A 25,840-nucleotide genomic window follows, 5' to 3' on the forward strand; every position below is an offset into this window, starting at 1 on the left:
CAAGCCACAAAGGTATATAATTAACTTTAACAAAAAAATATTTTACCGCATCTTTATATATCAAACCGGCTATAGTTTGTTGCGGCGAAGGCGGGCCATCAGCTTGCGCCAGAAGTCGACCTCCAGCAGGCTGGAGTCGTTGCGGGCCTGGTTCAGGAAGAACAGCCCGATCGGGAGCAGAATAAGGTTGCCTCCCCAGAGCCCGGCCCCCACCGGCACCAGCCCCTCGCGCGCCCACTTCTCCCCCAGGATCGACATCACATACATCAGGATAAAGAACATGATGGAGATAAGCACCGGCACGCCCAGGCCGCCTTTCTTGATGATGGCGCCGAGGGGCGCACCGATCAGGAACATGATGAGGATGGCCGCGGACTGCGTGTACTTTTTCCATATCTCTATCTCGTAGTTGTTGGCCTCGCGCAGGGTGTTGCGGATGTTCTCGACATAGCCGCCCGTGTAGCTCTTGATGTTGCGGGCCTTGTTCGTGGCCATCTTCAGTGTTTCGATGTCTGGCGCCGGAAGCACTTTCGCCACTGCAGAAGTGTCAATCGCATCCAGGCGCCTGCCGTTCTTCACCTGGCCGGTGTCGGCTTTAAAATAACTGTAATACGGATCCACGGTGGGCGCGTAGAGCTTCACTTCCCGGTCCTTGTACTGGCGCAGCGAGTCCGTCACCACTTCCAGCTCCGCGATGTTCTTCATCATCTTGTTGTCGGAGAAGAGTTCTTCGCGGGTGCGGTCGAGGTTAAAGGAGGCCATGCTCAGGATGATTTTGCTCTCATCGAACTTCTGCCGCACAAACTGGTCGCTGGAGCTCCGGAACGAGGCGTTGTTCTGCGCCACGTAGGTATTGCCCCTGAACAGCTCCAGGATCAGGTAGTTGTCGTCGTAGGCCATATACATCTCCCCCGAGTCGGCCAGTATCACGGTGGTGTTGGAGCCTCCCTTGGAGTGGTCGTAGATCATCACCTCGCCCAGTGTCTGCCCGTCGTTCATTTTCTTGTTCACCTTGATGCTGTAGCCCGGGATGCCGTTGTAAAAGGCGCCCTCCTTGAAGTTCATGGCGGGTTTCTTCTGCCGGATATCCCAGAGCAGGCTATATGCCTTCAGGTTAGCCTTGGGCACGATGCGGTTGTTGAAAAAGAACGCGCCGACGGTGAGGAGCGTGACGGCGATAAAAACGGGGCGCAGGATGCGGGTGAGGGTAATGCCGGAGGTTTTGATGGCGGTGAGCTCGTTGTGCTCGCCCAGCGTGCCGAAGGTCATCAGCGACGACAGCAGCACGGCCAGCGGGAGCGCCACCGGTGCCATGTTGATGCTGAAGTAAAAGAGCAGCTCGCCGAACACCTCCGCGCCGAGGTCTTTGCCCACGAGTTCGTCAAGGTACTTCAGCATGTACTGTGTGAGCAGAATAAACTCCACCACAGCGAAGGTAAGGATAAAAGGGCCGAAGAAGGCCTTCAGTATAAGCTTGTCTAATTTCTTCATGCGCAACTGGGGGCGGTGCAGCCGGGCGCCACATAGCCCTAACCCTGCCTGAGGCAGTCAAATATCGTGCAAAGATAAGCAGATGCAGGCGCAAACCTGCTACCCCCCCACTATTTCGCGCAGATTTTGCATCAGGTTGTCCCAGAGCTCTTCCAGTTCCTGGGTGTCCTCCTCGCTGTTGTAGTCTATCACTTTCAGAAACTGCTCCTGGGTCAGCTCACTCGACTCGATGGAGAAGTCGACATAGGCGGGGTCGGCGGTGTGCATTTTCTTGTCGTTGAGGAACAGGAACCGGACGGAGCGGTTGGTGCGGTAGCTGGTCAGTTCAGCGTAATGGCTGCGCCCGTCCCACAGGAAATTATATATCTTGTCAGAGTCTACTTTCACATCATCGCAAAACCACTGCGCAAGACCGCCTGGCGTCGCTAAATAAGGGAAGAGAAGCTTAGCGGAAGCATTGATCGGGTACTCGCGAACAAACTTAGTCTTCGAAGCTTTTGTCATGATAAGGGATGTATGTATCTGAGTAATTATAAGCTTTATTTCCGAGTGTTTATATATCTAAAAAATAAAATATTTTTTTCAAGCCCAGATTTGCTTCCATATAAAACAATCTGTTATATTTGCACCCACAATTCGGCGGGGTAGCTCAGATGGTTAGAGCGCAGGATTCATAACCCTGAGGTCGGCAGTTCGATTCTGCTCCCCGCTACTGCAAAAGCCGTACCGCCTTCTGGCGCTGCGGCTTTTTGCATTTTCGCCCTGCCACTGCGTGCATCTCTCGTTTTTCCTTGATTAAAGTTATATATGCCTCAGCGTGAGCTGCCAATGCTAAGGCGGCTGTCGGTTCATATCTCTAAGCCATTGCTCATATGTATCTTGCGCGCTGCAGTCCCAAAGCCACCGTTTACTTACAGGCTGTTGCCAAGCGAAACGCCGAAGGTAAAGATGGAATCGTGGTGGCTGCGGGTGGCCTCCACCTCACTCTCGTAGGTGTTTGCATAGCTGGTGCGGATGGAGACCCACTTGTACAAAGGCATTTGCAGGGATATGAGCGTATTCCAGCGCAGGTTCGAGAAGTCTGAGAGGGACGGCTGCACGAAGGTGACATGGTTTAGCTGCAGCTTGTTTTTCAGAAGCGCGTGGCTGCCTTTGGCCCTGAACGAATTCCGCTGCGTGACGATGGTGGGGCGCTCCGCAAAATCAGTTGACTCATGGATAAGGGCGTTGGTCAGCGTCAGGGTGTTTCGCTCGGTCTGCAGCAGGCGGTAGCCGATACCCGCCCCGGCCAGTTGCCGCAGGTCGATGCCCCGCAGGTTGCTGATTTCTACGGTGGCCAGGCCGAACACGTAGGTTTTTCTCTTCTTAAACACATCCACAAACAGGTCCACGTACGTGTCGCGCTCTGCCAGCACCCCGCTTTGCTTGCCATAGCTGAACCGTGGGTTGGTGGAGATGGAGAGCACCGGCCCGTTCACCGCCACCTCCGCGCGCAGCACCACCAGGCTGCGGCTCACGTTGCCCTGCGTAAAGCTTCCGTCGCCGAAAAAGCGGTAGCTGATGCTGTCGAGCGCAAAAACGGTGGGACGGGACAAGCTATCCGGGGGAGACTGTCGGAGGGAATCTCCCTGCGAGAGCAAAGCGGGTGTTGGCTGCCGGGCGTGCGCAGGGGTGGAAAAGGACAAGAAAAGGAGGACGGTCAGGCCAAAAAAAGAACGGGAGGCAGTATTTTCCATTCGCTAAAGTTAAGTCAAAAAGTAAAGACGGAGAAGCCTGTCCTCCCGTTTCCACTGGTTCTGAAGTAAAAGCCGGCAGCGCGCTCAGGCTGGTCAGGCACCTACTTACGCCAAACAGCTGTGCTGCAAAGTGCTACATGCTCCCCACCAACCAACCCGATCTCTGCTAGCTATATATAGGATTTGTAAGCCCTAACGCCGCAGGAACTACGAAGAATAGGATAGTCGGCTTGCCGGACAAAGACCCCATCCGCAGTGCCCACAACAGATTTCACATTTAGGCTTTCCACGGATATATAGGTCTGACTGCTATGCATATAAGTTCAGCAGCGCAATGTCTTTCTCTGCCCCCTCCCCTGCCCTTCAATATCCTCTGACGGATTGTTCCGTACAACCAAGGCAAAATCAAAGAAGCACACGCTATATGGAGGAATCACAGGAACAACAACATCTATGGTGGCACCAGGGAATCATATACCAGATTTACCCGCGGTCTTTCCAGGACAGCGACGACAACGGTGTCGGTGATCTGAGGGGCATTATCGGTAGGCTGGATTACCTGAAATGGCTGGGCATCACGGCGGTGTGGATCTCCCCCATCTATCCCTCGCCCATGGCTGACTTTGGCTACGACATCTCGGATTACCGGGGCATTCACCCGCTGTTCGGCACGATGGATGATTTCGACGAGTTGCTGCAGGAGGTTCACAAGCGCGACATGCGGCTGATCCTGGACCTGGTTCCCAATCACACTTCCAGCGAGCACCCGTGGTTCCTGGAGTCGCGCTCCTCAAGGGACAACCCCAAGCGGGACTGGTATATATGGGAGGACCCGCAGGAGGACGGCAGCGAGCCCAACAACTGGCTGAGTGTGTTCGGCGGCAGCGGCTGGGAATGGGACGAGAAAACGCAGCAGTACTACTACCACGCTTTCCTGAAGGAGCAGCCCGACCTGAACTGGCGCAACCCCGAGGTGCAGCAGGCCATGTTTGATGTGATGCGCTTTTGGCTCGACAAGGGAGTGGACGGCTTCCGGGTGGACGTGATGTGGCATATGATCAAGGACAAGCAGCTGCGCGACAACCCGCCGAACCCCGATTACCAGGACTATATGGCCACCTACGAGAGGCTGATTCCGGCCTACTCCACCGACCAGCCCGAGATACACGACATAGTCCAGAAGATGCGGGCGGTGACGGACGAATACAAGGAGCGCCTCATCATCGGGGAAATTTACCTGCCTGTACACCGGCTGGTGACTTATTATGGCCCTGATAACGATGGCGCGCACCTGCCCTTTAACTTTATGCTTGTAAACCAGCCCTGGGACGCCAGCACGCTTGCGCTGCACATCAGCGAGTATGAAGGCGCCATTCCGCCAGGAGGCTGGCCGAACTGGGTCATCGGCAACCACGACCAGCCCCGCATCACCAGCCGGGTCGGCTACCAGCAGGCCAAGGTGGCGGCCATGCTGCTGCTCACGCTGCGCGGCACCCCCACCATGTACTATGGCGACGAGATTGGCATGCGCGACGTGCCGATACCACCCGAGGAGGTGCAGGACCCACAGGGCCTGAACATGCCCGACAAAGACCTGAGCCGCGACCCCGCCCGCACGCCCATGCAGTGGGACGGAAGCGAGAACGCCGGCTTCTCGAATGTAAAGCCCTGGCTCAGGCTGCCCGATAATTACAAGCGCGTGAACGTGGCCGCACAGCGCGACGACCCCTACTCCATGCTTTTCTTTTACCGCCGCCTCATCCAACTGCGGCAACATGAGCCGGCTTTGTATTTAGGCGATTACGCGCCGGTGGTGACCAAAGGCCCGCTGCTCGCCTTCCTGCGAAGGCACGGGGGCAAGAGGTTCCTGGTGCTCCTGAACCTGAGCCACAGGCCAGCCCTCTTCCGCTCGGAGCACACCATCTATGCCGGAACCATTGTGCTGGCCACGGACCCGGAGCGCGAGGATAGGCATGTGGAAAAAAACATCAGCCTGTCTGGCGACGAGGGCATTGTGGTGGCGCTGGACTAGCGGGTCTGCCCCAATTTATATATACCCCTGAGTAAATTTGACTCTCATCAACATAGCATCGGCATACATGAAAACAGTTGGTTCAGAATACCAGGGCAACGGCCGTTGCCGCTTTACGGTATGGGCACCTGAAAAAAAGAGCATGACGCTCCACCTGGTGCATCCCGAGGAGCGGGAAATAGAAATGACGCGTGCGGAATGGGGCTACTTTACCTACGAAACTAAAGAGGCCACCCCGGGCACGCGCTACTTCTACAGACCGGATAACGGGCAGGATTATCCCGACCCGGCCTCGCACTTCCAGCCGGAGGGCGTACACGGGCCCTCGGAGGTGGTGGACCACAGCACCTACACCTGGCGCGACACAGGCTGGCGGAACCTGCCCCTGCAGGACCTGGTGCTGTACGAACTGCATGTGGGCACCTTCACCCCGGAGGGTACCTTCGAGGCCATTATCCCGAGACTTGACGACTTAGTACAGACGGGCATTAATGGGATAGAGCTCATGCCGGTGGCGCAGTTTCCAGGCAGCCGCAACTGGGGCTACGACGGTGTTTTCCCTTATGCGGTGCAGCATTCTTACGGAGGCCCGCCCGGCCTGAAGAAACTGGTGGACGCCTGCCATGCCAAGGGTATCGCCGTGTACCTGGACGTGGTGTACAACCATATGGGGCCGGAGGGGAATTACTTTGGCAAGTTCGGCCCCTATTTCACCGACGCGTACAGCACCCCCTGGGGGGACGCGATCAACTTCGACGGGGAATACTCGGACGGGGTGCGGGAGTATTTTTCGAACAATCCGCTGTACTGGCAGGAGCACTTCCATATAGACGGACTGCGGCTGGATGCCATCCATACCATCCACGACAAGAGCGCGGTCTCTATTTGGGAGCTCACGCAGCATAAAATTCAATCGGTTACGGAGCAGACCGGGAAGCCTTTTTACCTGATTGCTGAGAGCGACCTCAACGATCCAAAGGTGGTGAAGCGGCCGGAGGTGGGCGGCTTCGGCTTCAGCGCCCAGTGGCTCGACGATTTCCACCATGCCCTGTATGTGCTGCTGGATAAAAAAGGCCGGGAACGGTATGAGGATTTCGGCAGGATGGAGCAACTGGCAAAGGCCTACACAGAAGGCTTCGTACACAGCGGCGAGTATGTCAGGTTCCGGAAGAAAACCTTCGGCCGCTCATCTGCCGCCGTGCCTGGAGACCACTTCTTATGTTTTGTGCAAAACCACGACCAGGTCGGGAACCGCGTGAAGGGCGAGCGCCTGTCGGTGCTGGTAAACTTCGAGCGGCTGAAGCTGGCCGCCGCCGCCCTGCTGCTGTCGCCTTATATCCCGATGCTGTTTATGGGCGAGGAATACGGCGAGGACGCGCCTTTCCTTTATTTTGTGAGCCACTCTGACAAAGAGCTGATAAAAGCCGTGCAGAAAGGCCGCAAAAAGGAGTTTGCCCATTACAAATCAGAAAGCGATTTTCCGGACCCACAGGACGAAAACACGTTTGAGGATTCGAAGCTGCAATGGCAGAAACGGCAACAGCCAAAGCACCAGCCGCTGCTGAAGTGGCACAAAAAGCTTATCCAGTTACGGCAAACCCTGCCCGCCCTGCGAAACTTCAACAAGGCGGATGTGCAGGCGCAAACCCTGGGGCAGAACGCCCTGGTGCTGCTCCGTCAGAGCCACGACCACCAGTACCTGCTTCTCTGCCTGTTCAATTTTTCGGAGCAGGAAGTGCCTTTCACCCTGCCGGACACAGCGGCTTCCTGGAAGCTGGTGCTCACCTCAAAGGAGAAGCAATGGCTGCCGCAGCAGGACTCAGTACAGGCCGCCGGGGTTCCTGCACAGGCTGCAGCGGGCAAAACCGTTGCCTTGCCTCCCCTGAGCGTGGTTGTATATCAGAACAAAGTAAGTGAAACAGGAGCTATATAGCCCATATTTAAAGAGCTTCCGCAGCAGCACATTTCATATGTGGTTTTAGCCCACACATACAAGAAAGGAAAAATGGCTGCTTTTAGAAAGCCCTATATATAAAACGGCCCCGGTCATATATAGCCGGGGCCGTTTTATATAGGACGCGTACCGAAAATTAATCCGCTATCCTGGCTTCTAGCTCTTCTGCCTCTAGCATCAGTTCTTCCCATTTTTCCTGCGTGGTGCCGAGCTTTTTCTGCACGGCCTCAAACTTCAGGGTTGTTTCCTGCAGCGCCCCCACGTCGCCATATATCTTCGGGTCAGCCAGCTGCTTTTCTAAGCCAGCGCGGTCCGCCTCCAGTTTCTGCACCTGGTCCTCCACCTCGCGCAGCTGCCTGTTCACCTGCTTCAGCTGGTTTGTCAGCTGCGTCACTTCGCTTTTCTCCCGCGGCGGCTTTGGTTTTTCTTCCTGCTTCGGCTCCGGCGCAGCCACTGTGTTCTTTTTGTTGTCCTTCTCGCGCTTCTCCATCCAGGCCTCGTACTCATGATAAGTACCGGGATAGGTTTTGAGTTCGTAATCCTCTATATACCAAATCTTGGTGGCCACGTTCTCCACAAAAAAGCGGTCGTGCGAGATAATAACGAAAGTGCCCTCGTACTGCTCCAGCGCCTGAATCAGGATGTTCACCGATTGCATGTCGAGGTGGTTGGTCGGCTCGTCGAGCATCAGGAAATTGGCCTCGGAGATAAGCGTTTTGGCCAGCGCCACCCGGCTCTTCTCCCCCCCCGACAGCACTTTAATCTTCTTGAAAACCGAGTCGCCGGTAAACAGGAAGGAGCCCAGCAGCGTGCGCAGCTCCACCTCCGTTTTTTTGGACCCGGCCTGCTGCAGTTCCTGCAGTATCTCGTTTTCCACATTCAAAGACTCCAGCTGGTGCTGCGCATAAAAGGCCATGATGACGTTGTGGCCCAGCTCCCGCTTCCCTTTGATGGGCTCGGTGCCGGCAATGATGCGGAGCAGCGTGGACTTTCCCTTGCCGTTGGCCCCAATCAGAGCAATCTTGTCGCCGCGCTCTATATGCACGTGGGTGTCTTTGAAAATCACTTTTTCGCCGAAGCTCTTGCTCATATGCTCCAGCCGGAAAATATGGCGGCCAGGCTGTGTGCTGAACCTGAAGCTGAAGTTGACCTTGGCGGCGTCGGGAGCCACGTCCTCAATGCGCTCCATGCGGTCCAGCTGCTTCATGCGGCTTTGCGCCTGCTTGGCTTTGGTGGCTTTGGCTTTAAAGCGCTCGATAAACCGCTCTGCCTGCCGTATCTGCGCCTGCTGGTTCTCAAACGCGCCTTTCTGAATCTCGTTCCGCAGCACCTTCTCTTCCATATAGAAGCTGTAGTTGCCGGGGTACAGGTTCAGCTTGCTGTTGGAGACCTCCACGGTGATGTTGGTGGTGCGGTCCAGGAACTCGCGGTCGTGCGACACAATCACCACCGCCCCTCAAAACGCTCCAGGTACGTCTCGAGCCACTTGATGGAAGGCAGGTCGAGGTGGTTGGTAGGCTCATCCAGCAGCAGCAGCGAGGGTTTCTGCAGCAGGATCTTGGCCAGCATCACGCGCATGCGCCAGCCGCCTGAGAAAGTGGCCAGCGGCTGCTTCAGTTCTTCGGTCGAAAAGCCAAGGCCTTCGAGAATGGCCTCGGCATTGGCCTGCATGGTATAGCCGCCCAGCGCCTCGAAGCGCTCCTGCAGGTGCGACAGCCGGTCCACCAGGTCGTCGTGGAAGTTGTGCTCGAACTCCACCAGCACCTTGTCTATCTCCTGCTGCAGGCTCACCGCCTCCTCAAAGGCCTGCATGGCCACCGACAGGATACTCTCGTGCGTCTCGTAACTCAGCAGGTCCTGGTTCAGGAAACCGATCGTGGTGTCCTTGCTCATCTGGATGCTACCGCTGTCCGGCTTGTACTCCCCCACAATGATGCGCAGCAGGGTGGATTTGCCGGTGCCGTTCAGGCCAATCAGGCCGATCTTGTCTTTAGGCTTGATGTGGAGGCTGGCATCCTCGTACATGGGGCGGCTGCCGAAATGGAAACTGAGATTATTAATCGAGATCATGTGCTTGTTTCTGCTGAAACCACAAAGGTACTTAAATTTGCGCTTCTCTTAAAAACGCATCGCGGCGGCGGCTGATGACGGATTTGCTATCTTTGCTGGTGAGGGTGTCATCTCTGTTCTGATTGTACATCGGAGAAGCTATATAGGCAGCCATATATGCCGCAGGCAGCAATCCGAACGTTCAGAGGCAGTGCCTATGAAATAACACAACGTGCTATATATAATGGGACCTCAGTTATATATAAAACATCAGGAATCGCCTGCGAAAGAGGCTTGCCCTAAACAATAATATAGAGGGCACGTTTTATACTCGTGTGCGACAACACGCACGCTTTTGCCTACAGCCAAAGAGCACCAAAAGCCATACCATATGATTGCGATTGCTTCGCTTTTAGACCAGAATGCATCAGACCGTGTGACAGACCTCACCAATAAGCTGGAGACGAAGTTTGGTTTAAGTGGCGTCAAAATCACGCCATACCCGCACCTGACCCTGCTTACGGCAGAGATGCCGGACATGGAAGAGTTCAAGGAGTACCTGGAGCTAACCTGCCTCGAGTCGCGCAAGATTACGGTGCGCACCACCGGCCTGGGGATTTTTCCGGGGCAGAAACCGGTTGTTTTCATCCCGGTGCTGCGCACGCTCCCACTCAACGAACTGCATGCCCGCCTGCACCGCGACGTGTCTGAAATGAGCTCCGAGATGGGTGTTTTCTACAACCCGAACCTGTGGCTGCCGCACATCAGCCTGGCGCTCGGCGACACCACCCCTGAGATTCTCGGCCCGGTGCTCGCCTTCCTCTGCGACTATAACTTTAACTGGGAGATAACGCTGGACAACCTCACCATCCTGCAGAAGTGCGGCAATTACTTTCTAAAAGACGATGCCTACCACTTCGGCAGAAGAGAGCTGATCAGCTAAGTTTGTATATGCGTTTCGGCGATTTATATACTGCGCCACCTATTTCTGGGCAGCCACAAAATGAAATATACTAACTTGAACACAACGACAGATCACGATGCAAAGATGGCAGAAATGACCTTTGCATCGGTGTACCCGCACTATATCACGAAAGTGGAGCGCAAGGGCAGGACAAAGGAAGAATTGCATCAGGTTATCGAGTGGCTAACGGGCTTTGGGGATGATAAACTACAAAAGCTGATCGATGAGAAAGCAAACTTTGCAATATTCTTCGGGCGTGCAAAGCTGAACCCGAATGCCCATTTAATTACAGGAGTAATTTGTGGCTATCGGGTAGAAGAAATTGAAAATCCTTTAACAAAACAGATAAGGTATCTAGACAAGTTGGTGGACGAACTGGCGAAAGGCAGGAAGATGGAGAAGATCTTGCGGCAAGCGTAAAAGCAAAGGGCAAACGGATTTAGCCCCACCGTCCCAAAGTAATCCACGCTATATTACCACCCCTGTATAAAAAGAGAAGGGGCTGTAGAATTCTACAGCCCCTTCTCTTTTTATATATGATTTAGCACTACATATCCAGCACTATCGCAAAAATAAGCGGCGCTACAATCGTGGCATCCGACTCGATCACAAATTTTGGCGTTTCTTTGCCCAGCTTGCCCCAGGTTATTTTCTCGTTCGGCACGGCGCCGGAGTAAGAACCGTAGCTGGTTGTGGAGTCCGATATCTGGGCGAAGTAGCCCCAAAGCGGCACGCTGGTGCGCTGCAAGTCCTGGTGCAGCATCGGCACCACACATATCGGGAAGTCACCGGCTATACCGCCGCCAATCTGGAAGAAGCCTATCTTGGATTCCTCTGTGGCGGTGTTTGTATAAAAGTCAGCCAGCTCTATCATATACTGAATGCCTGTTTTGACGGTGTGCACGTTCTTGATATCGCCGCTGATGACGTGGCCGGAGAAGATGTTTCCCAGCGTGGAGTCTTCCCATCCGGGCACAAAGATCGGCAGGTTCTTCTTGGCCGCCTCCAGCATCCAGCTGTTTTTCGGGTCGATCTGGTAGTATTGCTCCAGCTCGCCGGACAGCAGAATCTGGTAGAAGAACTCGTGCGGAAAATAAGCCTCTCCGGCTTTGTCGGCTTTCTCCCAGAATTTCAGCACCGTGTGCTCGATACGACGCATGGCCTCCTCCTCCGGAATGCACGTATCAGTCACGCGGTTCATGTGGCGGCTCAGGAGCGCTTCCTCGTCGGCGGCAGACAGTTCGCGGTAATGCGGCACGCGCTCATAAAAATCGTGCGCCACCAGGTTAAAGATGTCCTCCTCCAGGTTTGCACCAGTGCAGGAGATGGCATGCACCTTGTCCTGGCGGATCAGCTCGGCCAGGATGATGCCCAGTTCAGCCGTAGACATGGCACCGGCCAGCGTAATCAGTATCTTGCCACCCTCGTTCAGGTGCGTTTTGTAGGCTTCAGCAGCATCTATCAGAGCGGCCGCATTGAAATGTTTGTAGTGTTTCTTTAAAAAATCTGTTACCTGCATAGTTATCTGTTTTTCCGGCCCGCTGCCCTGTCTGGCAGCCTGGCTCCGCAATATATATAAAATCGTACTTCTGCTGCTTGTTATTCGTAGTTCGGGCTCAGAATGTTCTGAATGTGGATGGGGCGTATTACAACCTCCTGTTTCCATTGGTGGCGGGTGGCTGCCGCTCTCAATTAACAGATTTAAGAGGCGGGTTTCTCAATTACCAGGTTATGGTTGGTATAGATGCAGATATCGGCGGCAATATTTAGGGCCTCCCGCACCATTTCCTCGGCCGACAATTGTGGGGCATATTTCTTCAGTGCCAAGGCGGCGGCGTGGGCGTACATGCTGCCCGATCCGATGGCGGCAATCTGGTTGTCCGGCTCCAGCACATCGCCCGTGCCGGATATGATGAGCAGTTCCTCTTTGTTGGCCACCACCATCATCGCCTCCAGTTTGCGCAGGTACTGGTCTTTGCGCCAGTCCTTGGCGAGTTCTATGGCCGCACGCTTCATGTTGCTTTGATAAGCGCCCAGCTTTTCCTCGAAACGCTCCAGAAGGGTAAAAGCATCTGCGGTGGAGCCGGCAAAACCCGTTACTATCTTTCCGTCCAGCAGCTTCCGTATCTTCTTCACGTTGCTTTTGGCGATGTGCTTGTCCATGGTGGCCTGTCCGTCTGCGCCCACCGCTACTTCGCCGTTGTGGTAGATGCCGACTACTGTGGTTGATCTTATTTTTGTCATAGCTTCGTTTCTTTGGGTTCTCTGTTCACAAAGAGAAAGCCAGAGGCAGGGAGTGTGCCAAATTGACTGTGTTTCTGAGGGCTTGTTAGCTATATATAATGAAGCAATACAGGTGCTATATAAGCTGCATAAGCTGCGATTGTTGCGGTAAAGAATCCTGACATCGGCTCGTAAAATTTAATCAGATGCTACAACAGCTTCCGCAGCAAAGAAAAGATTTAAGTCGTGAAGGAGGATGCTGATTCCTGTTCTGAATACTTCACAGTGGCAGGGAATCTGCCTCACTCCTCCAGTATATACCACTCTATACCTGTCAGTTGCCTGCGCCTGCCTGTATCTTCGGGTGCGTAGTTTTTAGCGAGATAGTCCAGTATTGGCTTTTCATTCTTACCCAGGTCCCAAAGGCCCTGCGTCTGCTGCATCCACCGGATGGTCGCCAGCCAGCCTTCGAGGGAGGCGCGCTTGTTCTTCACCAGGTCCAGCGAGTGGCAGTTGCTGCAGTTGTTCCGCACCAGCAGGTATCCATCATCCGCGACCAAGCCCGTGGGCACATGAATTCCGTTCACCACCTGGCTGTCAGGGGCCACGCTCAACGCCTGAGCTACAGAGTCTATTGCCATGGCGCTCTCCACTACCTGTGCTTCGGGCTGCTGATCGTTCGTAGAAGATTGGCTCTGGCAGCCGGAACCCACCATCAGGAAAAGCCAGAGCACGGACAGTAGCCAGCTTTGCTTCCTTGTTCGGGAAGCAACAACGGACTTCACCAAGTGTAGGTTATATTTAAATGTTTTGGTCAAACCAGCGCCAGTTATATATAAATAAAAACTATCAAAGCACGAATGTGCTACCCCACCTGCACCGCGATGCGGTGGCAGGCATTGTTTAAGTAGCCGCCGGGGTTCCAGGCTGGCACCACCATCGGCTGCATGGTCCCTTCGGTGTCGGTGGCGCGGGCCCACACCTCGTAATAGCCGGTGGAGGGAAATGTAACTTGTGCATTCCAGTGCTGCCATGCCAGTCTGTTTACCGGTTTTTGGAGCTGGCAGGGCTGCCAGGTAGCCCCGAAATCAAGCGACACATGCATTTCCTTCACTTCCAGGTCTCCGGCCCAGGCATGGCCGCGGAGTTTGAGGGTTTTCTTATTTTGCAGGATCGCACCCGTCTTCGGGTAAGTGATGAGCGACCGCACAGGCATCGACTCAATGATCCGCATGTCTTTGTCTTCGGGCGCCTTGGCACCGGGCGCAATAGGCCGCGCGGGAACCATATAGCTGCCGTGCGTCATCTTAGGGCCGTCATGCACCTTGTTCCGGACCACGAGGCGGTCTACCCATTTGCCACTTGTGGAGGCGGGCCAGCCACCAAACACTACCCGCAGCGGGTAGCCGTGTATCAGCGGGATATCCTCGCCGTTCATCGCCCACGCCAGCAGCGACTCCTCCTCCAGCGCCTTTTTTATCGGCACGCCCCTAGAGATCGGCACTTTCTCCGGGTCGCCGCTCACATGCCGGTCTTTGCCGTAGTAAGCCACGTACACCGCATCCGGCTTTACCCCAACCGCCGCCAGCACGTCCTTCACCCGCACACCTGTCCATTGGCAGCACTGGATGGCCCCGTTGCCCCACTGGTTTCCCTTGCCAGGCGGGCTGAACTCCCCGCGCCCGTTGCCGCCGCACTCAAGCTGCAGTTGGTAGGTGTAATGCTTGAAGTTTTTCTTCAGATCGGCCAGCGTGAATTTCTTCCGGGTTTTGGCAGATTCCCCTTCCACGGTCAGCGTCCAGTTGGTGGCGTCAACGCTTTCAGGCGGTAAGCCATTGTTCCGGATGAAAACGTTTGCGGTGGGTGTCACCTCGTCGTTGAGCAAATGGGGCGGCGTCTCCACGTTCAGGGGGCGGTCGCTGAGCACTATCAGTTCCGGGTTTTTCCCTTGCATGTTAAATCCCGAAGGCCTGAGCGTTCCGGAACTGGCTTGCGCCCGCAACGATTCGGTATGCAGGGTGCTTTTGCCCAGCGCCAGCGACATGGTGAGCAAAAGCCCTTTCGCCATAAAAGTTCGTCTCCCCGAAAGGCTGTTCGATGGGCCTGCTTTATTTCCCGAAGGTTCTGTTTTACCTGTATATTCGGCCATAAAAGGTGTTTATGCTCGCTGAGAGCAGCATTTTGATATATGATAAAGCCATGCTAAATATAAAGCTTTTACCGGAAAGCCCAAAGGCGGCCGCCTTGTTCCTTTAGGTCACTGTTGCAGGAAACATTATCTGTCCCCTGCCTCCAACTTGACACATCATGCGTGGCGATCAGCAGGAGCGTCTGTTCTCTACTGCTCTCCGGGCACAACCTGATGCATCCAGTTGGTTTATATAGGCAACTGTGATTTTACTTCATATATGACGCTGTTGCATCACACGGCGTTCTCATATGCTGCCAGTTATTCTTTCAGTTCCTTTATTTGGCTTCTGTAGCGCGTTGATGGCCCGTTGCAACTCCTGGTCGTGTTCCACGTCAAGCCGCTCGGGTTTCCGGGCCAGAGAAGTTCAGGTGCTGCAGTTTGAGCGGCTGCCATTGCGGCCTCCGGCTGTTGCTGCGCAGGCTGGTGATTGCCGTGTTCAGCGCCAGCCGGTACAGCCAGGTGGTCACTTTCGCGTCGTGCCGGAAGCTGGGATATGAGCGCCACAGTTGCAGCACCATCTCCTGGAAAAGGTCCTCGGCATCATCCCGGCTGCTGCCATATACCCGGCACACCTTCAGAAGGATGCCCTGGTGCTGGCTGATGCTCTGTAAGAATAACTTTTTCCAAGGGAGGAGGCGACTTTATATATAGGTCGCAGCGTGTGCGGAAAACGTAGAGGTATATATAAATTCTATTTCAAAAGCGCGCATTTATATATACCCCGAAAGCATGAGAGCCTCTCCGTTTCCGAAGAGGCTCTCATGCTTTATATATCAATCAGAAGTTTACACCAGTATTCTTACCGGGTTCTCCAGCAGGTTCTTGAATGTTTGCAGGAAAGCGGAACCTACCGCTCCGTCCACTACGCGGTGGTCGCAGGAGAGCGTTACCTTCATCACATTGCCTACCTTTATCTCGCCGTTCCTTACCACAGGCGTCTGCTTGATGCCACCCACGGCCATGATGCATGCATCCGGCGGGTTGATGATGGCGGTGAACTCCTCAATGCCGAACATGCCCAGGTTGGAGATAGTGAAGGTGCTTCCCTCCCAATCGGCTGGCTGCAGTTTCTTGCTTTTCGCCCTTGCCCCGAAATCTTTCACCTCGGCAGATATGGCCGATAAGGATTTGAAGTCGGCGTTGCGCACCACCGGCACCAGCAGCCCCTCTTCCACGGCCACCGCCACCCCGATGTTGATGTTCTTGTTGTAGCGGATCTTATCGCCCAGCCACGACGTGTTGACGGCCGGGTGCTGGCGAAGCGCCGCAGCGGCGGCTTTTATCACCAGGTCGTTAAACGACACTTTCACCGGTGCCACCTCGTTCATGCTGGTACGCGCTTCGATGGCCTTGTCCATGTCGATTTCCATGGTGAGGTAGAAGTGCGGCGCCGTGAACAGGCTCTCCGACAGGCGGCGGGCAATGACCTTGCGCATCTGCGACACGTTCACCTCCTCATACGCCTCCGACGGAAGGCCCGGGATAGAAGTGGCCGGAGCGGCCTGTGGGGCAGCGGTTTTAGGGGCCGCCTGCTGCGGCGCAGCCGATGGCGTGAAGCTCTCGATGTCGCGCAGTACAATGCGGCCGCCTTCACCTGTTCCTTTTATCTGTGAGAGGTTGTAGCCTTTATCCTGCGCCACTTTCTTGGCCAGTGGGGAGGCCTTGATGCGGCCGTCCTCAGAAGGAGTCGCACCGCCGCTGGCAGCAGCCTCACCACCCGGAACAGCTGTTTCCTGTACCTTGTCTTCCGTTACGGCATCAGCGCTGGCCTCAACGGCCTCGTCCGTCTGCGCATTCTCCTGCCGTGAACCTGTGTTCCCTGAAGCGGCTTCCAGCAGGGCCTTGTAATTAGCGCCTTCTTCCCCGATGATGGCGATGATGGCATCCACGGCTACAGAATCACCTTCTTTCACACCTGTGTAGAGCAGCGTGCCGTCCTCATACGACTCCAGCTCCATGGTTGCCTTATCGGTTTCCACCTCGGCCAGGATGTCACCGGACTTCACTTTGTCGCCCTGCCTTTTCTGCCAGCTCACGAGCACGCCCTCCGTCATGGTGTCGCTCATTTTGGGCATTCTGATGATATTGGCCTTGATGCTGCTGACGTCCACAGCCGGTTTGGCGGGCGCTGCTTCCTTCGTGGGAGCAGCTTTGGTTTCTGCTGGTTTCTCTTCTTTTGGAGCCTCCTTTGCAGACGGCTGCTCCGCTTTGGCAGCTGGCTGGCCACCGCCTTTTAGCTCTTCCAGCAAGCCTTTTATATCTTCCCCCTCTTTGCCCAGAATGGCGATCACGGCATCCACCGGCACAGAGTCACCCTTCTTGGGGCCTATATATAATAGTGTGCCGTCTTCGTATGATTCCAGTTCCATGGTCGCCTTGTCGGTTTCCACCTCGGCCAGGATGTCGCCGGAGCTCACCTTATCGCCTTCTTTCTTCAGCCAAGATGCAATCACCCCCTCCGTCATCGTGTCGCTCATCTTGGGCATTCTTATAACTTCAGCCATAAATTTAGTCTTATTTTGTTCGCCCAGTTGGTCTTCGTGTTCTCAGCCCAAATTTAGATTTAAAAATATTTTATTCAAACTATATGCTTCTTATTTGTTAGAAGCCGCTATTTGTCCTTTGTGCCGCTCTCCAACTCCTGCAGGTGCGCCACGTCGCAGTACTTCTTCACGGCGAACATACTGCCGGTGTAGTCCAACTGGTAAAGGCACAGGTTCTGGTGCTCGAACTCGTCCATGCAACGCAGCGGGTAGTGCAGCAACTGGCACAGCAGCACGCGCATGGCACGGCCATGCATGCATATCAGCACGGTCTCCTCCTCCGGGCGGCTCAGCAACAGGTCGATGAAAGGCTGCTGCCGCGCCGCCACCAAATCAGGGCTCTCCCCTCCTTCGATGCACACGTCGCAGTTGCCCTCGCGCCAGGTCTGCAGAATGTCGTAGTAATACTTATCCTCTTCCGGCGTCATGCGGGTTCCTTCGCGGGTGCCCCAGTGAATCTCGTTCAGGCCCGCGTGCTGCTCGTGCGGCAGGCCCAGGTCCAGGAAGCCCTGCACCGACTGGATGCTGCGCTGCAGCGTAGAAGTATATACTTTGCCGAACGGAATGTCTTTGTAGTGCTCGAAAAACAGCTCGGCCTGGCGCCGCCCGGTCGCGTTCAGCGAGGAGTTGATGCCGCTGCCCTGCACGATGCTCTGCAGGTTGTAATCGGTTTGGCCGTGCCGGATGAGGTATACTTTCTTGCTACTCAAAATTCTTCTACTTTTGGCTTTTGACTTAAATTTAGCCCAAATTTAGGCATCTATGTCTGTACAGAAAAATACTAGTACGTTAGAACGGGTAAAAGAATGGTGCCGGAACTCCATGGTGGAACATTTAGGCATAGAAATAACAGCGGTCGGCGAAGGGTATGTCTGCGGCCGCATGCCCGTTGACCACCGCACGCACCAACCCATGGGCCTGCTGCACGGCGGGGCCTCCGTGGCGCTGGCCGAGTCGCTGGCGAGCATGGGCGCCGCGCTGCAGGTTGATTTAACAAAAAAGGCCTGCATTGGTTTAGAAATAAACGCAAACCACATCCGCAGCGTACGCGATGGCTGGGTATATGCCCGCGCCGAAGCAATTCATTCCGGGCGCAGCACCCAAATCTGGGAAACGAAAATCACTACGGAATCCGGAGACCTGGTTTGCATCAGCCGCATGACGGTGGCTATCATAGACAAGAAAGCATAATGGAATCAGAAGAGGGCATTTTTTCCTCAGCAAATATAATTACGGGCGCTGAACGCAGGGGAAACTCCCTGGATCACATGTATCGAACAGCCATTGCGAAACAATACTCCATGGCCATGTGGTGTCTGCCAGAGACCGGGGAACTGCAGGCTTGCATCTCGCTGCAGCCAAACATGGTGGTGCCGAAGCCGGACCTGGAGCAGAGCCCTTTCGGCTTTTTGTTCTGCCCCTTCGCCCCACAGGGCCCGCACCAGAACCTGTTCATCAAAGCCGATTTATTTTATACTGCCGAAACAGGCAAGCTGACAGCTGCGCCCGATGTGCCGGTGCAGGAGTATGAATCTTTTCGTGCCGCATTAAAAGTGCCGCACCCGAACAGCTGGCACATTTCGGGCCCGGCCTTTCTGCACGCATACCAGCAGGAAGACTGCTTTACGAGCGGCGTCGCGAAGGCTGTGCAGGCAATCAGGGCGGGCGAAATGGAAAAAGTAGTGCTGTCGCGGGATTACTTGGAGCAATTACCCTCAGACTTTAGCCCGGTAGCTGCGCTGGAGGCAATGCAACAGGCATACCCGAGGGTGTTTGTTTCGCTGGTCTCTATTCCGGGCGTCGGCACCTGGATGGGGGCCTCGCCTGAGATACTGGTGAGCGTGAACGAAGAGAAGGTATTCCACACCGTTGCGCTGGCAGGCACACAACCGGCAGTGGCCGGCGAGTCGGTGGCGTCGGCTATCTGGCGGCAGAAAGAGATTGAGGAACAGGCGATGGTGGAGCGCTACATCCTGAAATGCTTTAAGACCCTGCGCCTGCGCGATTATACCGAAGTGGGGCCACGCACCATCATCGCCGGGAACCTGATGCACCTGCGCACCGATTTTAAAGTGGACCTGAAAGAGGTGGATTTCCCGACGCTGGCGTCCGACATGCTGGCGTTGCTGCACCCGACTTCCGCCGTTTGCGGGCTGCCCAAAGAACCCGCCCTGCAGTTCATCCTGGAGAATGAGGGCTTCGACCGCAGCTACTACAGCGGCTTCCTGGGCCCGGTGAACAGCGCCACCGGCACCCACCTGTACGTTAACCTGCGCTGCATGGAGCTGCTCGAGGAAGAGGCCATCCTATATGCCGGGGCCGGTATCACCGCCGAGTCAAACCCGCAAAAAGAGTGGCAGGAAACGCAGCACAAGATGCAAACGATGCGACGGATTCTGGCTCAATTTTGAATAACTGGATTTTGATAATTGAATAATATGGTATTAGAGGGGTATCAATCATCTTGAATATGGTTTCATGCATATATAAATCATTTCTTATGCTGCTTTAAATAGATTAGATTCAGTCATTCAATATTCAGTCATTCAAAATTAGCTTCCCCATGCTTATCCAACCTGTTGTCAATATTGCTGAAATCTGTGCCCGCAAGGGAGTGGAACAGGTGGTGCTGTCGCCGGGGTCGCGTTGCGCGCCGCTGACCATCGCGTTTGCCCGCCACCCGAAGCTGACGGTGCGCACGGTGAGCGATGAGCGGGCCGCCGCCTTCATCGCGCTGGGTATGGCGCTGACGACAGGAAAGCCAACCGTGCTGGTTTGCACTTCGGGCACCGCCACGCTGAATTACGCGCCTGCCGTGGCCGAGGCGTTTTTCCAGCAGGTGCCGCTGCTGGTGCTCACCGCCGACAGGCCTCCGGAGTGGATTGACCAGCTGGACGGGCAAACGATTCGGCAACAGGGGATATATGGCCAACACATCAAGCAGAGCTATACCTTCCCGGTTGACTTTACGCACCCGGATGCCATATGGCACAGTGAGCGCATGGTGTCGGAGGCACTGAACGAGGCCGTGGCATTCCCGGCCGGCCCGGTGCATATCAACGTGCCGCTGCGCGAGCCTTTTTATCCTGCCCCGGATGAAGAAGTCACTTTTGGTGAGCATATAAAAGTGATTGAGGAAGAGCAGCCTATATATAAAATGGGCCCGCAGCAGGCGCAGCAAATGAAACAGGAACTGCAGGCTTACGGGCGCGTGCTGGTGGTGGCAGGCCAGCACCCATATGATGCCGCATTACTGCAAGCATTAGAGGCGTTTGCACAGGCAACAGGCGCTGTGGTGGTGGGTGATGTTATCAGCAATGTGCAGTGGAACACATTGGCGGTGCGCTATCAGGACATCCTCCTCTCCTGCCCGGACGAGGAACAACTTGCGCAACTGCAACCGGACCTGCTGCTTACCTTCGGCATGTCCATCATCTCCAAAAGCCTGAAACTGTACCTCCGCAAATACAAACCGAAGGCCCACTGGCACCTGCAGCAGGCCGGACAGGTGGCGGATACGTTTCAAAGCCTGTCAAAGATAATTCGCTGTTCACCGGCAAATTTTTTCTCAGCCTTTTCTGGCAACGCGGAGCAAGCGGCGAAATACCCGGATGTCTGGAAAACCAGGGATGCAACGGCTGGCGGTTTCATCAGGTCCTATATAGCCGAGGCTCCTTACAGTGAGTTAACCGTTGTGGGGCGCGTGCTGCGGCAGCTGCCGCAGCAGAGCAACCTGCACCTCGCCAACAGCATGGCGGTGCGCTACGCCAATATCGTAGCGCTGCAGCCGGGACAGCAGGTACGGGTATACGCCAACCGGGGCACCAGCGGCATCGACGGCAGCACCAGCACCGCCGTGGGCTGCGCGCTCATGAGCACCGGCATCACCACATTACTCACCGGCGACCTCGCCTTTTTCTACGACCGCAACGGCCTGTGGCACAACTACCTTCCGCAGAACCTGCGCATCGTGCTGCTCAACAACCACGCTGGCGGCATTTTCCGGCTGATTGACGGCCCGAAGCAGCAGCCTGAGCTGGTGCCGTTTTTTGAAACGCACCAGGCCTTGGACGCTCAGAACACGGCCTGGGATTTCAAACTGCGCTATACGGCGGTTCACGATTTGCCAGAACTGGAGCAGGCGCTTCCGGCCTTCTTCTCCCCGGAGGCCGGGGCAGGCGTTCTGGAGGTTTTCACTGACAGCGCCGCGAACGCAGCAGCTTTTGCCGCTTACAAACAGGCTGCCCGAAACATCGCCTATATTGGTTGACCAGGCGCCTGGCGGCTCATCTCACAGCACCCGAACCAGGTTTAAAATCATCCGGGAAAGATAACCATGTCTGACGTGAAAGGCGTATATTCATATATAGACGCATACTTTCATTTAACCTCACAGTCATGAATGTAGCACATAATGTTTCAACTCCCGCACGAATCAACAGCGCCAGCAACCCTGTCTGGATGGATGGCCTTCGGATTCTGCTGGGCCTGTTTCTCTTCACAAAGGGAATTTTGTTTCTGGAGAACACCAGCGACGTGTTTTATGTCTTCAGCGCGAGCCAGGATATAATCTCTGCGGAGCGAGCCACGCTACTTACCAGCGTCGTGCATATCGTGGGCGGGCTGATGATTGCGTTCGGTTGCCTCACGCGCCTGGCGCTGCTCTGCCAGTTCCCCATCTTAATCGGGGCGGTGCTGCTCGTAAACCCACAGCGCGGGGTGCATATGGAAAACACCGAACTCTGGCTCTCTGTTGTGGTAACCGGGCTGCTGCTGTTCTTCATGATTGTCGGGCCGGGTCGCTACTCCATCGACAACAAGGTGCTGCGGCAAAAACAGCCGGAGCCTGAAAAGTAACATAAAAGCTATTTATATATACCGGCCTATTTACCATATTTCCCAGCCGCATCTGTCCCACAGGTGCGGCTGGGCTTTTATATAGGGCCAGTTGCAAATCACGCCCCGGCCCCGGCTCTTAAAATACCCCCGGTTTATATGCCCTTATCCAGCTGAGATACGTTTAAAACATTATATTTCAGTTATTTAATTTAAAACTTATCGCCATGAATTTGTCACACAACATGCACCACATGGAGCGCTGGGCTGATATGCACCACCCGCTCTGGCTTGACTTCATTCGTATTGGGCTTGGCATTTTCATCTTCATCAAAGGGGTCATGTTCATTCAGGACACAACTGCCCTGATGGATATCATGCGCAAGAGCCAGTTTCCGTGGGTGTCGGTGGGTCTTGCGCATTATGTGGCTCTGGCGCACCTGGCCGGGGGCGCCATGATCGCAATGGGCCTTAAAACGCGTGCCGCCATCCTGTTCCAGTTGCCGATACTCATTGGTGCTGTGTTTTTCATCAACCCCAACAGGGGGTTTTACTCTGAAAACACGGAGCTGTGGTCTTCCATCATCGTGCTGCTGCTGCTGGTGTTCTTCCTTATTTTCGGCTCCGGCCGCTTTTCGATAGACAGGGCTATCAGCAAGTCAGAGAAAGACTGGCTCTATTGAACAGCCCAGCCAGCAGGCTATATATACAGTTCAGGCGCCTCCTACGGCGCTAAACGCAACTATTGCGCGTTTCCAGTAAAGAGCTAAGACCTTTGCAGTAAGATAATTAGGCCCTGCCTTTCTGTGGCAGCCTCCGAAAAGGGCGCAATCCCTTTAAACAATTACGTCAAAATCGTACTTTTACAGGCAGATGTGTAGCTGCCTGTGGGGCTGCCATTGCTTATCTTTAAACGTAGCTATTTTTACATGGAGAGCAAATACAACTGGACCACCCTGAAAGAGTACAAGGATATTCTTTTCCAATTCTACAACGGCATCGCCAAAATCAGCATCAACAGGCCCGAAGTACATAACGCCTTTACCCCGCGCACGGTGATGGAGATGAGCGACGCCATGGAACTGGTGCGCCAGAACCCGGATATAGGCGTGGTGATACTGACAGGCGAGGGCGGTAAAGCCTTCTGCAGCGGCGGTGACCAGAGCGTGCGTGGGCATGGCGGCTATGTAGGCGAGGATGCGGTGCCCCGCCTGAATGTGCTGGACCTGCAGATGCAGATTAGGCGGCTGCCCAAGCCCGTGGTGGCCATGGTGGCCGGCTGGGCCATTGGCGGCGGCCACGTGCTGCACGTGGTGTGCGACCTGACCATTGCCGCCGTGAACGCCCGCTTCGGCCAGACCGGCCCGAAGGTGGGCTCTTTTGACGGTGGCTTCGGGGCCTCTTACCTGGCGCGCATCGTGGGCCAGAAGAAAGCGCGTGAGATATGGTTCCTCTGCGACCAGTACGATGCCCAGGAGGCACTGGAGATGGGCCTGGTGAACAAGGTGGTGCCGCTGGACCGGCTGGAGGAAACGACGGTGGCCTGGTGCGAGAAAATGCTGGAGCGCAGCCCGCTGGCCCTGCGCATGCTAAAAGCTTCCTTCAACGCGGAACTCGACGGCCAGGCGGGCATTCAGCAACTGGCAGGAGACGCCACGCTGCTTTACTACCTGTCTGACGAGGCCAAAGAAGGAAAAGACGCCTTCCTGGAGAAGCGCAAACCGGATTTCTCGAAATACCCCAAATTCCCTTAATCTGACACTGCACTTGCAGGTATATATAGTCTATATAGTTGGCGTGGGACAACCCTGCACATTTATAGCCTGAAGCAGGCAAAGCAACCGCAGACTTTGCCTGCTTTCTTTTTGGTGACTCCGGAGAGGTGCTTAAGCCACTATGGAAGTGTTGGGCTTAGCACCCTGAACTGTTCTATATCAGTTGTAATATAAAGGACCATTTGATGCATGGCTGAAAAGTATCTTCTCCTCAACGGCAAAAAGTTTTACTACGATGAAATCTCCGGGTACTCGTTCCGGAACAGCATTCCGCTGAACGGGTATGAGACAAAGACGCTGGAGTTCTGCCGCAGCTGGCTGAACGGGGTGCAGGAGTTCCCGATGCAGACTTCCGGCTCCACAGGGGAGCCCAAAAACATCCCGCTCACCCGGCGGCAGATGGAGGCCAGCGCCCGCCGCACCACCCGCCTCCTGCAGTTGCAGCCCGGCGACAGCGCGTTCATCTGCCTCAACACCGATTTTATTGCGGGCATGATGATGCTGGTCCGCGGGTTTCAGGCTGATCTGCAAATGACGATTGTGGAGCCCGTGAGCAACCCACTGGCCCTGGTGAGCCGCGACGAGAAGTTCGACTTCTTTTCCTTTGTGCCGATGCAGCTGCAAACTATTCTGCACGATATGCCGGAGGCGCTGCCCCAGTTGAATGGTGCCAAAGGCATCTTAGTCGGCGGCGCCCCCGTCACGCTTTCCCTGCAACGCGAATTGCAGCGGATAAAGCCCCCCGTGTACCTGACCTACGGCATGACCGAGACAGCCTCGCACATCGCGGTGCGCCGCCTCAACGGACCGGAGGCAGCCGATTATTACGAAGTGCTCGACAACATCCAAATCAGCATGGACAAACGCGGCTGCCTGACCATAAAAGGCGATGTGACGAACAATGAAGTGCTGGTGACAAACGACATCGTGGAGCTCCTCACCCCCACCCGCTTTCGCTGGATTGGCCGGGCCGATAACGTCATCAATACGGGCGGTGTGAAAGTGCAGATAGAGCGGGTGGAGCTTGCCGTGGCAGAGGCGCTCAGCACGATAGATGAGGCGCAGCGCTTTTTTGTGGCCGCACAGCCCGACGAGCTTTTGGGGGAGAAAATTGTGCTGATACTGGAGGGAGTTGCGCAGCCGCAGGCGGCAGAGGAAGCGCTATTGAACCGGATGCACGCGCTGCTGCAGAAGTTTGAGGTACCGAAGCAAATCTTATACAGCCCATCTTTTTCAGAGACAGCCTCCGGCAAGGTTTCTCGGCGCATCACCCTCCGGAAAATGGGCCTGTCTTCAGATTGATTCTTTCTTCTTGAAGGGGCTCCTGCATCTATAACGGAATAAGCGGCAGGCGCTGTATATATAGCTGTATATATAAGCGGTAGCCGCGTTCTGAGAAGGCATCGGATGTAAAATTCCGGTCTGATGGCAACCACTTTCCGCTACTCTGGCCCCAAATGTGCATATAGCCTGCTGTACCTATACTTTTTAGAAAGGATGATGAAGCAAAAGCAAAAGTATACCCTCGTGCTGGCACTCGGCCTGCCGTTTACCACCGCCGTTTTCAACCACACATCAGCGCAAGAGAAGATTACCCCGGTGACGCCGCAGCAGAAGCAGCACGTGCTGGTGAGCCAGAACGCCCGCAGCGACAGCCGTTTCGAGACGCTCTCGGGCATCCACCTATCCCCCTCTAAAAAAGGAACGTTTGAGTTGGACTTTAAGCAGGAACTGAAAGAGAACGGGGTGCTGGAGATAAAGAACAGGGCCGGGAAACTGGTCTATCAGAAGCCCGTCAGCATCTCCGAAGCGCAGTCGCAGTGGCGCTACAACGTCGGGAAGCTGAAGCCCGACACCTACCTGATCGAGGTGAAAACCAGCGACACAACTTACTGGACCAAGTTTAGAGTCGGGAGATAAAGAATTTATATAGGAGTCTTTATATAAATGTCATAAAGTCATTTGTATAAGCAAGCAGCGCTGGTCCTATATGAGTATCCCAGCACTGCTTGCTTATAACCATCACAGCTTCATCCGCTTTTCATC

At 55.1% G+C, this 25,840-nt stretch carries 22 protein-coding genes, 1 tRNA gene and 1 pseudogene; 13 read left to right on the forward strand and 11 right to left on the reverse strand.

The window, feature by feature from the left end:
* Positions 1-69 precede the first annotated feature (69 nt).
* Complete coding sequence (locus GSQ62_RS01300; RefSeq protein WP_161887833.1) at positions 70-1,491, reverse strand: LptF/LptG family permease; 1,422 nt, start codon at positions 1,489-1,491, stop codon at positions 70-72.
* Between the two features lie 99 nt (positions 1,492-1,590).
* A complete protein-coding gene (locus tag GSQ62_RS01305; protein WP_161887834.1) occupies positions 1,591-1,995 on the reverse strand; it encodes an START-like domain-containing protein in 405 nt (134 codons plus the stop codon).
* A 134-nt stretch (positions 1,996-2,129) separates the two neighbouring features.
* Here GSQ62_RS01305 and GSQ62_RS01310 point away from each other — a divergent pair.
* Positions 2,130-2,203 (forward strand) — tRNA-Met (locus GSQ62_RS01310).
* Positions 2,204-2,402: 199 nt separating this feature from the next.
* Here the strand turns inward: GSQ62_RS01310 and GSQ62_RS01315 are convergent.
* Positions 2,403-3,227: a DUF481 domain-containing protein gene (locus tag GSQ62_RS01315; RefSeq protein ID WP_161887835.1), complete on the reverse strand. Its 825-nt coding sequence runs from the start codon at positions 3,225-3,227 to the stop codon at positions 2,403-2,405.
* Positions 3,228-3,651: 424 nt separating this feature from the next.
* On the opposite strand from GSQ62_RS01315, the gene GSQ62_RS01320 reads away from it, so the two are divergent.
* Together GSQ62_RS01320 and treZ are read left to right on the forward strand one after the other, a co-directional pair.
* The gene (locus GSQ62_RS01320) at positions 3,652-5,259 is read left to right on the forward strand and encodes an alpha-amylase family glycosyl hydrolase (RefSeq protein ID WP_161887836.1); all 1,608 of its coding nucleotides are present in this window, start codon (positions 3,652-3,654) and stop codon (positions 5,257-5,259) included.
* Positions 5,260-5,326: 67 nt separating this feature from the next.
* Positions 5,327-7,192, forward strand: a complete 1,866-nt coding sequence (treZ, locus tag GSQ62_RS01325) for a malto-oligosyltrehalose trehalohydrolase (protein ID WP_161887837.1) — start codon at positions 5,327-5,329, stop codon at positions 7,190-7,192.
* A gap of 157 nt (positions 7,193-7,349) precedes the next feature.
* Here treZ and GSQ62_RS01330 read toward each other — a convergent pair.
* Positions 7,350-9,283 (reverse strand): annotated as a pseudogene (locus tag GSQ62_RS01330) (ABC-F family ATP-binding cassette domain-containing protein).
* Positions 9,284-9,653: 370 nt separating this feature from the next.
* Between GSQ62_RS01330 and GSQ62_RS01335 the strand changes: the two are divergent.
* Positions 9,654-10,205: a 2'-5' RNA ligase family protein gene (locus GSQ62_RS01335; RefSeq protein WP_161887838.1), complete on the forward strand. Its 552-nt coding sequence runs from the start codon at positions 9,654-9,656 to the stop codon at positions 10,203-10,205.
* Positions 10,206-10,280: 75 nt separating this feature from the next.
* Positions 10,281-10,646: a DUF2200 domain-containing protein gene (locus GSQ62_RS01340; RefSeq protein WP_161887839.1), complete on the forward strand. Its 366-nt coding sequence runs from the start codon at positions 10,281-10,283 to the stop codon at positions 10,644-10,646.
* A gap of 127 nt (positions 10,647-10,773) precedes the next feature.
* Here the strand turns inward: GSQ62_RS01340 and GSQ62_RS01345 are convergent, their stop codons facing one another.
* The 7 genes from GSQ62_RS01345 to GSQ62_RS01375 form a co-directional block, all read right to left on the reverse strand.
* Positions 10,774-11,745 carry a deoxyhypusine synthase family protein gene (locus tag GSQ62_RS01345; protein ID WP_161887840.1) on the reverse strand — a complete coding sequence of 324 codons (972 nt, stop codon included), beginning with the start codon at positions 11,743-11,745 and terminating at the stop codon, positions 10,774-10,776.
* Positions 11,746-11,927: 182 nt separating this feature from the next.
* The gene (hslV, locus tag GSQ62_RS01350; protein WP_161887841.1) at positions 11,928-12,470 is read right to left on the reverse strand and encodes an ATP-dependent protease subunit HslV; all 543 of its coding nucleotides are present in this window, start codon (positions 12,468-12,470) and stop codon (positions 11,928-11,930) included.
* A 281-nt stretch (positions 12,471-12,751) separates the two neighbouring features.
* Positions 12,752-13,183, reverse strand: coding sequence for a monoheme cytochrome C (locus GSQ62_RS01355; RefSeq protein ID WP_161887842.1), 432 nt, complete (start codon positions 13,181-13,183; stop codon positions 12,752-12,754).
* Positions 13,184-13,314: 131 nt separating this feature from the next.
* The gene (locus tag GSQ62_RS01360) at positions 13,315-14,517 is read right to left on the reverse strand and encodes a sulfite oxidase (RefSeq protein WP_237586889.1); all 1,203 of its coding nucleotides are present in this window, start codon (positions 14,515-14,517) and stop codon (positions 13,315-13,317) included.
* Between the two features lie 455 nt (positions 14,518-14,972).
* Positions 14,973-15,242 carry a sigma-70 family RNA polymerase sigma factor gene (locus GSQ62_RS01365; RefSeq protein ID WP_161891262.1) on the reverse strand — a complete coding sequence of 90 codons (270 nt, stop codon included), beginning with the start codon at positions 15,240-15,242 and terminating at the stop codon, positions 14,973-14,975.
* Between the two features lie 183 nt (positions 15,243-15,425).
* Positions 15,426-17,144, reverse strand: a complete 1,719-nt coding sequence (locus tag GSQ62_RS01370) for a pyruvate dehydrogenase complex dihydrolipoamide acetyltransferase (RefSeq protein WP_161887844.1) — start codon at positions 17,142-17,144, stop codon at positions 15,426-15,428.
* Positions 17,145-17,251: 107 nt separating this feature from the next.
* Positions 17,252-17,893 carry a histidine phosphatase family protein gene (locus tag GSQ62_RS01375; protein WP_161887845.1) on the reverse strand — a complete coding sequence of 214 codons (642 nt, stop codon included), beginning with the start codon at positions 17,891-17,893 and terminating at the stop codon, positions 17,252-17,254.
* A 112-nt stretch (positions 17,894-18,005) separates the two neighbouring features.
* Here GSQ62_RS01375 and GSQ62_RS01380 point away from each other — a divergent pair, with 112 nt between their 5' ends.
* The 8 genes from GSQ62_RS01380 to GSQ62_RS01415 all read left to right on the forward strand — a co-directional run bounded on the left by GSQ62_RS01380 (position 18,006) and on the right by GSQ62_RS01415 (position 25,714).
* A complete protein-coding gene (locus tag GSQ62_RS01380) occupies positions 18,006-18,374 on the forward strand; it encodes a PaaI family thioesterase (RefSeq protein ID WP_237586891.1) in 369 nt (122 codons plus the stop codon).
* 77 nt (positions 18,375-18,451) lie between these two features.
* Positions 18,452-19,594, forward strand: coding sequence for a chorismate-binding protein (locus tag GSQ62_RS01385; RefSeq protein ID WP_161887847.1), 1,143 nt, complete (start codon positions 18,452-18,454; stop codon positions 19,592-19,594).
* A gap of 152 nt (positions 19,595-19,746) precedes the next feature.
* Entirely contained in the window at positions 19,747-21,453 is a 1,707-nt protein-coding gene (menD, locus tag GSQ62_RS01390) for a 2-succinyl-5-enolpyruvyl-6-hydroxy-3-cyclohexene-1-carboxylic-acid synthase (RefSeq protein ID WP_161887848.1), read from the forward strand.
* A 128-nt stretch (positions 21,454-21,581) separates the two neighbouring features.
* A complete protein-coding gene (locus GSQ62_RS01395; RefSeq protein ID WP_161887849.1) occupies positions 21,582-22,040 on the forward strand; it encodes a DoxX family protein in 459 nt (152 codons plus the stop codon).
* A 206-nt stretch (positions 22,041-22,246) separates the two neighbouring features.
* Positions 22,247-22,702, forward strand: coding sequence for a DoxX family protein (locus GSQ62_RS01400; RefSeq protein WP_161887850.1), 456 nt, complete (start codon positions 22,247-22,249; stop codon positions 22,700-22,702).
* A 246-nt stretch (positions 22,703-22,948) separates the two neighbouring features.
* Positions 22,949-23,773, forward strand: a complete 825-nt coding sequence (menB, locus tag GSQ62_RS01405) for a 1,4-dihydroxy-2-naphthoyl-CoA synthase (protein ID WP_161887851.1) — start codon at positions 22,949-22,951, stop codon at positions 23,771-23,773.
* Positions 23,774-23,983: 210 nt separating this feature from the next.
* Positions 23,984-25,096: an AMP-binding protein gene (locus tag GSQ62_RS01410; RefSeq protein ID WP_161887852.1), complete on the forward strand. Its 1,113-nt coding sequence runs from the start codon at positions 23,984-23,986 to the stop codon at positions 25,094-25,096.
* A 195-nt stretch (positions 25,097-25,291) separates the two neighbouring features.
* Positions 25,292-25,714 carry a hypothetical protein gene (locus tag GSQ62_RS01415; RefSeq protein WP_237586892.1) on the forward strand — a complete coding sequence of 141 codons (423 nt, stop codon included), beginning with the start codon at positions 25,292-25,294 and terminating at the stop codon, positions 25,712-25,714.
* Positions 25,715-25,840 lie beyond the last annotated feature (126 nt).

The sequence above is a fragment of the Pontibacter russatus genome (assembly GCF_009931655.1).
In the GTDB taxonomy this organism is placed as follows: domain Bacteria; phylum Bacteroidota; class Bacteroidia; order Cytophagales; family Hymenobacteraceae; genus Pontibacter; species Pontibacter russatus.

Coding starts and splice junctions, on each gene's coding strand:
- GSQ62_RS01400 (WP_161887850.1), top strand. CDS start 22,247: ATGAATTTGTCACACAACATGCACCACATGGAGCGCTGGGCTGATATG.
- menB (WP_161887851.1), top strand. CDS start 22,949: ATGGAGAGCAAATACAACTGGACCACCCTGAAAGAGTACAAGGATATT.
- GSQ62_RS01380 (WP_237586891.1), top strand. CDS start 18,006: ATGGTGGAACATTTAGGCATAGAAATAACAGCGGTCGGCGAAGGGTAT.
- menD (WP_161887848.1), top strand. CDS start 19,747: ATGCTTATCCAACCTGTTGTCAATATTGCTGAAATCTGTGCCCGCAAG.
- GSQ62_RS01415 (WP_237586892.1), top strand. CDS start 25,292: ATGATGAAGCAAAAGCAAAAGTATACCCTCGTGCTGGCACTCGGCCTG.
- GSQ62_RS01315 (WP_161887835.1), bottom strand. CDS start 3,227: ATGGAAAATACTGCCTCCCGTTCTTTTTTTGGCCTGACCGTCCTCCTT.
- GSQ62_RS01395 (WP_161887849.1), top strand. CDS start 21,582: ATGAATGTAGCACATAATGTTTCAACTCCCGCACGAATCAACAGCGCC.
- GSQ62_RS01410 (WP_161887852.1), top strand. CDS start 23,984: ATGGCTGAAAAGTATCTTCTCCTCAACGGCAAAAAGTTTTACTACGAT.
- GSQ62_RS01335 (WP_161887838.1), top strand. CDS start 9,654: ATGATTGCGATTGCTTCGCTTTTAGACCAGAATGCATCAGACCGTGTG.
- treZ (WP_161887837.1), top strand. CDS start 5,327: ATGAAAACAGTTGGTTCAGAATACCAGGGCAACGGCCGTTGCCGCTTT.
- GSQ62_RS01385 (WP_161887847.1), top strand. CDS start 18,452: ATGTATCGAACAGCCATTGCGAAACAATACTCCATGGCCATGTGGTGT.
- GSQ62_RS01345 (WP_161887840.1), bottom strand. CDS start 11,745: ATGCAGGTAACAGATTTTTTAAAGAAACACTACAAACATTTCAATGCG.
- GSQ62_RS01360 (WP_237586889.1), bottom strand. CDS start 14,517: ATGGCGAAAGGGCTTTTGCTCACCATGTCGCTGGCGCTGGGCAAAAGC.
- GSQ62_RS01370 (WP_161887844.1), bottom strand. CDS start 17,144: ATGGCTGAAGTTATAAGAATGCCCAAGATGAGCGACACGATGACGGAG.
- GSQ62_RS01300 (WP_161887833.1), bottom strand. CDS start 1,491: ATGAAGAAATTAGACAAGCTTATACTGAAGGCCTTCTTCGGCCCTTTT.
- GSQ62_RS01305 (WP_161887834.1), bottom strand. CDS start 1,995: ATGACAAAAGCTTCGAAGACTAAGTTTGTTCGCGAGTACCCGATCAAT.
- GSQ62_RS01320 (WP_161887836.1), top strand. CDS start 3,652: ATGGAGGAATCACAGGAACAACAACATCTATGGTGGCACCAGGGAATC.
- hslV (WP_161887841.1), bottom strand. CDS start 12,470: ATGACAAAAATAAGATCAACCACAGTAGTCGGCATCTACCACAACGGC.